This is a genomic window from Dolichospermum flos-aquae CCAP 1403/13F (assembly GCF_012516395.1).
GTDB classification, from domain to species: domain Bacteria; phylum Cyanobacteriota; class Cyanobacteriia; order Cyanobacteriales; family Nostocaceae; genus Dolichospermum; species Dolichospermum lemmermannii.
Genome location: NZ_CP051206.1, coordinates 2,666,487 through 2,678,280 on the forward strand (window position 1 = coordinate 2,666,487; position 11,794 = coordinate 2,678,280).

The following is an 11,794-nucleotide window of genomic DNA, read 5'->3' on the forward strand; positions in this document are numbered from 1 at the left end:
CCTCCCTTTCGGGGTGATGTTAGCTTCGTCAATGTTTTAAGAGCTTTTTAGGCTTGCAACACTGTTTCAGTGACCTTGAAACTGTTTAATCACAAGCGACAGAGCAGGGAACTAGCTACGCATTCCAGGGTGTCGTGACTCAAAAAACGTAGTCAGTGAAGACTTAGACTGGTCAGTACAGCTTGCAATTTCTTACAAGCTCAGTCTCTTTAGGACTGAGTTACTGACAGTATTTTATCTCACACCTGGCCAATGGACTAATATTCTCTAGATCAAAAATTTCGATGCTAGTGAACTGTACTGGTAACACAGGGCATTTTATATTACTTTTGTCAGATAGGGAAGAGGCAAGTGATAATTGACAATTGATAACTGATAATAATGGGTAGGGGTTTAGCTTTTGCTTTACCCCTACCTATAGAATCAAACAATTAAGTCATTTTGACTATAATATAAATAAATAATAATTTAGGAATCTTCACAAATGACAACTACAATCCAGGATTTGCAGACATTAGAAAAACAGGTTTGGACTTGGCGAGATTACAAAATTCAATATACTGTGATGGGTACAGGTCAGCCTTTGGTGCTAATTCACGGTTTTGGCGCTTCTATTGGTCACTGGCGCAAAAATATCCCGATTCTAGCTGCTGCTGGTTATCAGGTGTTTGCTTTAGATTTGCTGGGTTTTGGTGGTTCTGATAAAGCAACTATAGATTATAGCATGGAAGTGTGGGCAGAATTATTAAAGGATTTTTGCCATGCACATATTCAAACACCAGCAATATTTATTGGTAATTCTATTGGCGCTCTTTTAAGTTTAATTGTTTTAACAGAATCTCCAGAAATTGCGGCTGGAGGCGTGTTAATTAACTCTGCTGGTGGTTTGAGTCACCGTCCCCATGAATTAAATCCAATTTTGCGAGTTGTAATGGCAACTTTTAACAAGTTGGTGGCTAACCCAGTGACAGGTAAATTCGTTTTTAACCGGATTCGGCAAAAATCACAAATTCGCCGGACTTTATATCAAGTATATAGCGATCGCACTGCGGTGACAGATGAACTTGTAGATTTACTTTATAACCCATCTTGTGACCCCGGAGCGCAACAAGTTTTTGCTTCTATTCTCACTGCACCTCCCGGTCCAGGTCCAGAGGAATTATTACCCAAGTTAGAATTTCCCTTATTAGTAATTTGGGGTGCAGAAGATCCTTGGACACCAATTACGGGAGCGAATATCTATGAAGCAGCGCGAGAAAATGGTCAAGATATTAAAGTTGTTCCTATTCCCGGCGCTGGTCATTGTCCCCATGATGAAGTTCCAGATATTGTGAATAGTGAAATTATTGATTGGTTAGGACAGGTAATGGGTAATGGGTAATGGGTAATGGGTAATGGGTAATTGGTAATTGGTAAAAGGTAAGGGTTTTACCTTTGCTATTACCTCATTTATCATTTTGATTAGGTATATCGAAAATTAGATCATTCTTGCGTGCATAAACATTGATATTAGTATCACAAAACTTACAATTATAGTCTGTTTCATCTCCTCTCACATAGTTTAATTTATTACAAGCAGGACATTTAATCTGTGTATGATAATTGCTGAATACTTACTTCCTCAACTGATAAACTCAAAGCAGTGGCTATTTGTTCCACGCTCAAACCCATTTCTAATAATTTGGGTATGGCATTTTTTCTGGCTTGTTCTGCTTGTTCAGCCCGTTGTCTTTCTTGTTCAGCCCGTTGTCTTTCTTGTTCAGCCCGTTGAGCAATTTCCGCGTAAGTTAAAAATGGATTACCATTAGGATGATAAAGCTGTAAAGTCTCCTCGCCCAACAGAAACCGAATTTTTAGCCGGGGACTAATAAAGTCTGTAATTTTGGTAATAATATCCAAACCATCTTCAGCCCTTAACCAACCTTGTAAATTATTTTTGTCAGGATCATAGATATAATATTCTTCTACACCATAACGGTCATAGAAAAGTAATTTTTTCTCCATTTCCGCTCTCGTATTACTAGGAGAAATAATTTCAAAGACGATTTGGGGAGGAATACCTGCTTCCTTCCATTGCATATAGGAAAGTCTATCGCCTTTTGGTCTACCCAATACTACGAAAACATCAGGAGCATTAACGATGGTATTTTTGCCTTCAACTGGATACCAAAATAAATCTCCAGCGACAAATACATTGGGGTTATCAGCAAACAGCCAATCTAAATTTTGTTGAATTTCTACAAGAATGCGAAACTGAATCGTATTGTTTGCCACCGGTTGTCCGTCACAATCTGGGTAAATGACCTCTGGCTGGGCTGGTGCTGCGATTTGTGAAACCATAACTCTATCCTCAGCAAGATTTTTTCTAATTATCTACCAAATCAAGGAAATATCAAGTGATATCCTGGGTAGGAAATTAAGATGATTGATACTTTACTATAACCTGAACAAAGATAGTATTATTAAGGATTGTTTCACTGTGTAACCTTTCCTTAGCCTGTCAATATGTCAGAAAATCTAGCTGCTTCTTTAAACGATGTGCTTCCAACCGCTCACAATAGCCAGAATACTATCCGCATTCGGGGCGCTAGGCAGCATAATCTGAAAAATATTGATTTGGAATTACCCCGCGATCGCTTGATTGTCTTTACTGGCGTTTCTGGTTCGGGTAAGTCTTCTTTAGCCTTCGATACCATTTTCGCTGAAGGTCAACGCCGTTATGTCGAATCCCTCAGCGCCTATGCTCGACAATTTTTGGGACAGTTGGATAAACCCGACGTTGAAGCAATTGAAGGTTTAAGTCCGGCAATTTCCATTGACCAAAAATCAACTTCCCATAATCCCCGTTCGACGGTGGGGACAGTCACGGAAATTTATGATTATCTGCGCTTGTTATATGGTCGCGCTGGTGAACCCCATTGTCCCATGTGCGATCGCTCTATTGCCCCTCAGACCATTGACCAGATGTGCGATCGCATCATGGAACTTCCCGACCGTACCCGCTTCCAAATTCTAGCCCCTGTAGTCCGGGGGAAAAAGGGAACTCACCGTAAATTAATTTCTGGTTTAGCCGCCCAAGGATTTGTCCGCATTAGGGTAAATGGAGAGGTGCGAGAGCTATCAGATTCTATCGAGTTAGACAAAAATAACACACATACTATAGAACTGGTTATTGACAGATTAGTTAAAAAAGATGGTATTCAAGAGCGTTTGGTAGATTCTCTGGCAACTTGTCTTAAGCAATCTAACGGAATCGCCACAATTGAGGTATTAAAAGATACATTGGATAAGATAGCGCTGGAGCGGTCTGATAGTAAGTATATAGCAACTGAGGCAGAAAATCAAGGTATTTCAGAACAAGAATTACCCACAGAAATGGTATTTTCGGAAAACTTTGCTTGTCCCGAACATGGTGCGGTAATGGAAGAATTATCCCCCCGATTGTTTTCTTTTAATTCCCCTTATGGCGCTTGTCCCCATTGTCATGGGATTGGAACTTTAAGAAGATTTTCTCCGGAGTTGGTTGTCCCTAATCCAGATTCGCCCATGTATGCAGCGATCGCACCTTGGTCAGAAAAGGAAAACTCCTATTATTTAGAGTTGTTGTATGCTGTGGGGTTAAATTATGGCTTTGAGTTACAAACTCAATGGGGGAAGTTGACACCGGAACAGCAAAAAGTTGTCTTGTATGGGGAAGAGAAACGAACCACAGAGGCGCAGAGGTCGCAGAGTTTTAAGGGTGTAATTCCCATTTTACAAAGACAGTATGAAGGGGGAACGGAGTTAGTTAAACAGAAATTAGAAGAATATTTAATTGACCAACCCTGCGAAGTTTGCGGTGGGAAAAGATTAAAACCGGAAGCCTTAGCTGTGAAGTTAGGACAATATGGAATTTTAGATTTTACCAGTGTTTCCATTCGAGAATGTCGGGAAAGAATCGAAAAATTAAAATTGAGTACTAGACAAACTCAAATAGCTGATTTAGTTCTCAGAGAAGTTAAAGCCAGATTACAATTTTTATTAGATGTTGGCTTAGATTATCTCACCTTAGATCGTCCCGCTATGACATTATCAGGTGGAGAAGCCCAACGCATTCGATTAGCCACACAAATCGGTTCAGGACTAACAGGAGTTCTTTACGTTTTAGATGAACCAAGTATTGGGTTACATCAAAGAGATAACGGAAAATTACTCAAAACATTAACCAAATTACGCGACTTAGGAAATACCTTAATAGTTGTCGAACATGACGAAGAAACTATCCGCGCTGCTAACTATATAGTTGATATTGGTCCCGGTGCAGGAATTCATGGGGGAAATATTATTTCCGAAGGCAGTTTTGAGGATTTACTCAACGCAGAAGCATCTTTAACTGGTGCTTACCTATCAGGAAGAAGAGTGATCACTACCCCAGCTAAAAGACGAGAAGGAAATGGCCGCGCCTTAACTATTAGAAATGCCCATCGTAACAACTTACAAAATATAGATGTAGAAATTCCCTTGGGAAAACTTGTCTCCGTTACAGGTGTTTCTGGTTCAGGAAAATCTACCTTAATTAACGAATTACTTTATCCAGCCTTACAACATCATTTACTGAAAAAAGCTCCCGCACCCAAAGACATGGATGAAATCAAGGGTTTAAACTGCGTTGATAAAGCCATTGTCATTGACCAATCACCCATTGGGAGAACTCCCCGTTCTAACCCTGCAACTTACACCGGAGTTTTCGATATTATTCGTGATGTTTTTTCCCAAACTGTTGAAGCTAAAACCAGAGGTTATAAACCTGGACAATTTTCTTTTAATGTTAAAGGTGGACGGTGTGAAGCTTGTAGTGGACAAGGTGTAAATGTCATCGAAATGAATTTTCTCCCTGACGTTTATGTGCAATGTGAAATTTGCAAAGGTGCGAGATATAACCGGGAAACTCTCCAAGTTAAATATAAGGATAAATCAATTTCTGATGTTTTGAATATGACGGTTGAAGAAGCATTAGATTTCTGTCAAAATATTCCCAAAGCCCTAACTAGATTACAAACTTTATTTGATGTTGGTTTGGGTTATGTGCAGTTAGGACAACCAGCGACAACTTTATCTGGTGGAGAAGCCCAACGGGTGAAATTAGCCACGGAATTATCTCGACGCGCGACTGGGAAAACACTTTATTTAATAGATGAACCAACTACAGGTTTATCTTTTTATGATGTCCACAAATTGTTGGACGTTTTACAAAGATTGGTAGATAAGGGAAATTCCATTTTAGTGATTGAACATAATTTAGATGTCATTCGTTGTTCTGATTGGGTGATAGATTTGGGACCTGAAGGTGGAGATAAGGGCGGAGAACTGATTGCTGCGGGAACGCCTGAAGATGTGGCAAAAAATCCTCGTTCTTATACTGGTCAATATTTACAGCAGGTGTTGGCGCAATATCCAGCAGTTATCTAAACTATGATTTTTTTGATTAATTTGATTTTTGTGATTAATTAATTATTTCAATCATCCCAATCATCTAAATCAGAAAAATCACAGTTTAGACATTATGCTAATAACTCTCGAATTATCCGAGTGACTGCTTTTTGAGTAACGCGAGTGGCAATTTGTTGACCTAAAAGTTGAACTCCTGGATTAACAATGATTTGGGCTAATTGAGGAGCAAATTTTGTGGCATCAAAGCCTTTAGTTCCTCGCAAAATCCCAGCAATGCGTTTAATATATTCTAAAGTTTGTTGTTGTTCAACACTTGCTGAAGGAATTTGATTGATTGCGGTGATTCCTACCCTTTCTCGCAGTACATAAGTCAAGTTATGCAAGGCATTTTTACTAACAGCATCTACACCGTTGAAAAATTCATCAACTAATCTGTCACGAATAAATGAACCTCGGTCAGAAGAGAGAAATTCTACTCCTTGATTAACAACCAAATTAAGATCATATTCTTGGTTACTGCGGGCATTTTTTAATAAATTCTCCAACCGATTCCAGCGAAATTTACCATCTTTAAACAGTAATTCTTGTAATGATGTTCTTAACTCATTTGCCGGATCTGTTAAAAGCCGTTTAGCAACATAAGGATAGGCTTCACTGAGAACTTTAAAATCGGGATCTATATAAATTGCAATCCCTTCCAAAGTCACAAGAGAACGAATAATTAAAGCGTAATAGGGAGGGACGCGGAAAGGATATTCATACATTAAAGCTGATAAATCATCGGTGATGCTTTTAATATTCAAATCCGCGACACTTGCACCTTCGGCATTAGCAAATACCTTTGCAAAAGCGGGAACGATGGGGGTAAGGTCTGTTTCTGGACTGAGGAATTCTAACTTTACATAGTCTTTTGCTAAACTATCAAATTCTCGATTGACAACGTGGACAATTGCCTCAATTAAACCATAACGTTGGGCTGGTTTAACTTCGCTCATCATGCCAAAATCGAGATAAGCTAATTTACCATCCATAGTCGCTAACAAGTTACCTGGATGAGGGTCAGCATGAAAAAATCCATGTTCTAATAATTGACGTAAAGAACACTGGACACCAACTTCAATTAAATACCGCGCATTGATTCCTAAAGCGGCAATTTTTTCGGGTTGAGTTAATTTAATGCCGTTAATCCATTCCATCGTTAAAACGCGACGGTTGGTGTATTCCCAGTAAATTTTGGGGACATAAATATCCTTCATGTGACCATATAATTCAAAAAAGCGTTCCGCATTTTCGCCTTCATGAATATAGTCCATTTCTTCAAAAATGCGATCGCCTAATTCATCTAAAATCCCCACTAAATCACTGCGGACTCGCTGGAAATTGTGCTGTATCCAACCAGCCAAATTCCGCAAAATATACAAATCTATAGTAATTCTTTCTCGTAAATCTGGGCGTTGTACCTTAATCGCTACTTCTTCGCCAGTTTTCAATCTTCCCTGATATACCTGTCCTAAAGAAGCCGCCGCAATCGGTTGTGAAGACAATTCTGCATAAATCTCTAATGGTGTTGCTCCCAATTCTTCCTCAATAAACTGGTAAGCTATTTCATTAGGAAAAGCTGGTAATTGATCTTGGAGTCTAGTTAATTCTTCCAGGTAAATTGGTGGGACTAAATCTGGTCTAGTGGATAAGGCCTGACCAATTTTAATGTAAGCTGGACCCAACTTTGTTAATAAATCTCTGAGTTGAACAGCCCGACGACGTTCATTTTTAACCAAAATTCCCCATTGCTTATCCCACCATAACCCCAAGACAAAGGACAGAATTGGTTTTAAAACCGTCAAAATCCGCCGGATAACTTGCAGGAATCGCCCACTATACTGTGCTTGTATTTCCACAGGATCATACAGCACCGACTCCGGTTCAGATCCCACCCGCACCCGATGTCTGGGCTGTGGAGAAGCTTCAGCCGATTTGATTGCTACAGTCTGTGGATTTTGTTCTGCTACTACCTCAATTACGGACAATTCGCCTCCGCGACTGTCCTCCTGACTTGTTCGAGAACTAGAGGGAAGTGTCTTAACCATCATGAAGAAGCCACCAGTTAGATCAACGTTGTTAAATATTGTAACAATATCTTGTCTTTTCGGGATATCTTCAAAAATTATAAATTAATGCTTTGATATTTTTTGTCAATAAACGCAGCATAGTATATTTAGGCGAAAAACAACATAACTAAATATATTTAAGGACGTTCAGGCAGAAACCAATAATCACTTTGTAACCCACATTCCTATAATATTTTTGCTAAAAAGACTGACAACAACCAAGTAAAGTTGGATAGTTTGCTAGAATTACCTATTGATCTTGGGAGTCTTGTTAATGACAACAATCTTAGAAGTAAATAGTACAAATTTACTATTACTGCAATTGTTACAGGTAGGAATGCCTACCCAAGCAGCCACTAGTCAAGTTGATTTAGTTCAAGGAGTAATCCAGGCATTTATTTTAGGGATTGTGCAAGGGATTACAGAGTTTTTACCCATTAGTAGTACAGCACATTTAATCATTGTGACCAAGGTATTTGGTTGGAAAGAACTGGGTTCTAAAGATTTTGTTGATGCTATTCAATTTGGGAGTGTAATTGCAATTTTGTGGTATTTTTGGGCTGTTATTTCTAGTTTGGTGAAAGGTGCAATTACAGCTTTTAAAACTAAAGACTGGGAAAGCGAAGAATGGAAAATTGTTGTCGGGATTGCAGTCGGGACAATTCCCGCTTTAACTATTGGGTTTTTGTTAAAAGATGTGATCCCAGAAAGTTCCTTAATTATTGCGATCATGTCAATTATTATGGCGATTTTGCTAGGGTTAGCTGAAAAAATTGGGAGTCGTAAACGGGGTTTTGCTACTTTGGAAATTCGAGATGGTATTTTAGTAGGATTGGGACAAACTTTAGCTTTAGTTCCGGGCGTTTCTCGTTCAGGTTCGACTTTAACTACTGGCTTATTTTTAGGATTAGAAAGAGAAGCAGCCGCGAAATTTTCATTTTTGTTAGGATTTCCCACTTTGACAATTGCGACTTTATATAAAAGTCTGAAAATCTTCAAAATGTTTCAATCAGGTGAATTACCAGATAATATTGTGATTCTGTTAATTGTTGGCATCATTTCTACTTTTATTTTTTCCTATTTATCAATTGCTTTTTTAATCAAATACTTGCAAACTAAAAACACATTGGTTTTTGTTTGGTATAGGTTGGCTTTTGGTATTTCCATTTTATTAGCGATCGCTGCTGGTTGGCCAGGATAACTCTGATAGAATATTTACACTAGGTGGGGATTGGGGATTGGATATTAAATTTTAGATTTTGGATCATGTTAAATTAACTTCTATCTAAAATTTTTATCCCCTAACAACTGACAACTGTACGGGCGAAGCATTTGCAGAACTATTTTTGGCAATGACCGATAATTTATCTTCCAAATGCTTCGCCCCTACTAACAACCGACAACTGTACGGGCGAAGCATTTGGAGAACTATTTTTGGCAATGACCGATAATTTATCTTCCAAATGCTTCGCCCCTACTAACAACCGACAACTGACAACTAACTCATGACTACCATTCAACCTGCTAAAATTACCAAGGTGCTTGCTGACTCAATTGCGGAGGAAATTGGCTTTACAGCCGGTGATGCGATTGTGGCCATTAATGGCACAAAACCTCGTGATTTAATTGATTATCAATTTTTGTGCGCTGATGAAATTCTGGAACTAGAAGTTTTAGATGCGACAGGGAAAACCCATCATGTCGAAATTGAAAAAGATTATGATGATGATTTAGGACTGGAATTTTCAACAGCTTTATTTGATGGTTTAATTCAGTGTAATAACCGTTGTCCCTTTTGCTTTATTGATCAACAACCACCGGGAAAACGGACTAGTTTATATTTAAAAGATGATGATTACCGATTAAGCTTTTTATATGGTTCTTATCTAACTTTAACGAATTTAACCGCGAAAGAATGGCAAAGAATTGAACAAATGCGATTATCACCTCTGTATGTTTCCGTGCATTCTACAGAACCAGATATAAGAATTAGACTTTTAAAAAATAATCGGGGTGGAGAAATATTATCACAAATTCGCTGGTTTCAAGAACGAAGATTACAAATTCATGCTCAAGTTGTTGTCTGTCCAGGTATAAATGATGGTGAACATTTAGAAAGGACATTACAAGATCTAACATCTTTTCATCCTGGAGAATTACCAACAGTAGCATCAATAGCAGTTGTTCCCGTGGGTTTAACGCGATTTCGTCCCCAGGAAGATGAACTCATACCTGTAACTAAGGAAAAAGCACAAGAGGTAATTTCTCAAGTTAAATTACTCTCTCAGAAATTTCGCAAAAAATATAATTCTAGTGTAGTGTGGTTAGCTGATGAATGGTTTTTAATTGCCGGGGAAGAATTACCTAGCGAAGCTGAATATGAAGAATATCCCCAAATTGATAATGGTGTGGGTTCAATTCGCTTATTTATTAAACAATTTACCCAAACTGCAACTGAATTATTACCACCGAAAATTACCAACCAACGCAGATTAACTTGGGTTGTCGGTAATGCAGTGGAAATAGCATTTCAACCCCTGGTACAACAATTAAATACTGTAGAAGGGTTAGAAGTGAATATGCGGGCTTTATGTAGCGATTATTGGGGACAGAGTATCAGTGTTACTGGGTTATTAACGGGACATGATTTACTGTTAAATCTTCAAGGACAAGATTTAGGAGAAGGAATTTTATTACCTAGTGTCATGCTTAAACATGGGGAACTGGTATTTTTAGATGATATGACGGTTGCAGAAGTATCCCAACAATTAAATGTCAGTATTTTCCCTGTGGCGGGAGTTGAGGAATTAATCAATACTTGTCTTCAATAGGATTGATGATTTACGTAGGTGAACACAATAAAACCAAACTGTGTAAAGAAACGTAAAATCGCTGAAAACTTCTTTATTCTTGTCTCTTGCCTATTGCCTCAAGCCTAGTGCTATAACGACAATTTTCAACGCCAACCTACTTACAAGAGTCTTTCCTATTCAACAACTAACAACTAACAACTGACTAATGAGTACAAAAACAAAAATTTTAGTTATTGAAGATGAAAAATCAGTGCGGGAAAATCTAATAGATTTGCTAGAAGCTGAGAATTTTGAAGTTGTTGCTGCTGCTAATGGGAGAATAGGCTTAAATATGGCTATGTCAGAATATCCAGATTTAATTCTCTGTGATATGATGATGCCAGAATTAGACGGTTATGGCGTATTAACAGCATTGCGGCAAGAGCCATCAATATCAACTATTCCTTTCATTTTTTTAACTGCTAACTCGGCTAAATCTGATTTCCGTCAAGGGATGAATATGGGAGCAGATGATTACCTGACTAAGTCATTTACCAGGGCTGAATTATTGAGTGCTATCCTAAATAAGTTGAAAAATTATGCAAATTTAAAGAAGAATTTATTGGCTAATATTAATAAATTAACACCAAGAATGCAGTTGGTTTTAAATAATTTAAAAATAGCAATAAGAGAGAAAAATTTTGCAGATTTTGAGCTTCATTATCAACCAATTACCGATATTAATACTGGCAAAATTACCGCCGCAGAAAGTCTATTACGGTGGACAAATACGGAACTAGGAAGAGTATCACCACAGGAATTTATTCCTTTAGCAGAGACTAATGGATTAATTATTGATATTGGTAAATGGGTGTTAAATAGAGTTTGTCAGCAAATGCAAACTTGGCAAAATATTGGCATTTACAACTTAACCATAGCGGTTAATATCTCATCAATTGAATTTAATCAACCAGATTTAATTCCCCAAATTATCAATTTGATATCTAGCCATAATATTCAATCAAATTGTTTAGAGCTTGAACTAACAGAAAGAATGATTATGGAAGATGTGGATATGGCAAGAGTAGCTATGAATAAACTACGCTCTTTAGGGGTAAAGATTGCCCTGGATGATTTTGGTGTTAGTAATAATTCATTGCTTACTCTCAAGCAATTACCAATGGATACACTCAAAATTGATCGTGATTTTATCCAAAATATTAATGATGATTACCGCAAAGCAGCAATTACAAAAAACTTGATTCAACTAGGACATGATTTGCAGCTAAAAATTATTGCTGAAGGGGTAGAAACTGAAGCAGAACTAGCATTTTTACGAGAAAATAACTGTGATGCTATTCAAGGCTTTATCTGTAGTCCACCATTACCTGCATTAGAATTCCAGAAGCTCTTATTGACGAATAAATCTTTATTTATTTATCCTAATGGTTAGAATAGATTTAT

7 protein-coding genes are annotated in these 11,794 nt (G+C 37.8%); 5 read left to right on the forward strand and 2 right to left on the reverse strand.

All coding sequences use genetic code 11. The features are described from left to right. Positions 1 to 484: 484 nt before the first annotated feature. Positions 485 to 1,381 carry an alpha/beta fold hydrolase gene (locus HGD76_RS13080; RefSeq protein ID WP_168634238.1) on the forward strand — a complete coding sequence of 299 codons (897 nt, stop codon included), beginning with the start codon at positions 485 to 487 and terminating at the stop codon, positions 1,379 to 1,381. Between the two features lie 203 nt (positions 1,382 to 1,584). On the opposite strand, the gene HGD76_RS13090 is transcribed toward HGD76_RS13080, so the two are convergent. Then, positions 1,585 to 2,340 carry a Uma2 family endonuclease gene (locus tag HGD76_RS13090; protein ID WP_015079911.1) on the reverse strand — a complete coding sequence of 252 codons (756 nt, stop codon included), beginning with the start codon at positions 2,338 to 2,340 and terminating at the stop codon, positions 1,585 to 1,587. A gap of 165 nt (positions 2,341 to 2,505) precedes the next feature. Between HGD76_RS13090 and uvrA the strand changes: the two genes are divergently transcribed. Beyond that, positions 2,506 to 5,448, forward strand: a complete 2,943-nt coding sequence (gene uvrA, locus HGD76_RS13095) for an excinuclease ABC subunit UvrA (protein WP_168696047.1) — start codon at positions 2,506 to 2,508, stop codon at positions 5,446 to 5,448. 92 nt (positions 5,449 to 5,540) lie between these two features. Here uvrA and HGD76_RS13100 read toward each other — a convergent pair whose 3' ends face one another. Further along, a complete protein-coding gene (locus HGD76_RS13100; RefSeq protein WP_168696048.1) occupies positions 5,541 to 7,520 on the reverse strand; it encodes an ABC1 kinase family protein in 1,980 nt (659 codons plus the stop codon). A 292-nt stretch (positions 7,521 to 7,812) separates the two neighbouring features. On the opposite strand from HGD76_RS13100, the gene HGD76_RS13105 reads away from it, so the two are divergent. The 3 genes from HGD76_RS13105 to HGD76_RS13120 all read left to right on the forward strand — a co-directional run bounded on the left by HGD76_RS13105 (position 7,813) and on the right by HGD76_RS13120 (position 11,783). Further along, complete coding sequence (locus HGD76_RS13105) at positions 7,813 to 8,739, forward strand: undecaprenyl-diphosphate phosphatase (RefSeq protein ID WP_168634241.1); 927 nt, start codon at positions 7,813 to 7,815, stop codon at positions 8,737 to 8,739. A gap of 304 nt (positions 8,740 to 9,043) precedes the next feature. Continuing rightward, the gene (locus HGD76_RS13115) at positions 9,044 to 10,369 is read left to right on the forward strand and encodes a TIGR03279 family radical SAM protein (RefSeq protein WP_168696049.1); all 1,326 of its coding nucleotides are present in this window, start codon (positions 9,044 to 9,046) and stop codon (positions 10,367 to 10,369) included. Positions 10,370 to 10,556: 187 nt separating this feature from the next. Next, a complete protein-coding gene (locus HGD76_RS13120; protein ID WP_168696050.1) occupies positions 10,557 to 11,783 on the forward strand; it encodes an EAL domain-containing response regulator in 1,227 nt (408 codons plus the stop codon). The last annotated feature ends 11 nt before the right edge of the window (positions 11,784 to 11,794 follow it).